Here is a 238-nt window from a genome sequence, read left to right as displayed (position 1 = left end):
TATGCAAGAACGAAAGATACAGGGCGGGACAGCTGTCTTTCTTGTGTCGTTTGATTAAAGGAGAGTTTACAGTGACAAAAATTTATGACGCAGCAAACTGGTCAAAGCATGAAGATGATTTCACCCAAATGTTTTACAACCAAAATGTAAAGCAGTTTTGGCTTCCGGAAGAGATCGCATTAAACGGCGATCTTCTTACTTGGAAGTATTTGGGTAAAAATGAGCAGGATACGTACAT

The 238-nt window shown here is 39.5% G+C and carries 1 protein-coding gene; it reads left to right on the top strand.

Going from position 1 to position 238, the window contains the following annotated elements:
• Nucleotides 1-71: 71 nt before the first annotated feature.
• Nucleotides 72-238, top strand: a 167-nt coding sequence (locus SCA31_RS25450; protein WP_410699706.1) for a ribonucleotide-diphosphate reductase subunit beta, incomplete at its 3' end; no start/stop codon positions are given.

Source organism: Chryseobacterium sp. SIMBA_028, from assembly GCF_046535285.1.
GTDB lineage: Bacteria > Bacteroidota > Bacteroidia > Flavobacteriales > Weeksellaceae > Chryseobacterium.
Note: the sequence above shows the minus strand (reverse complement) of the source record. Positions and strands in the feature narration are given on the sequence as shown.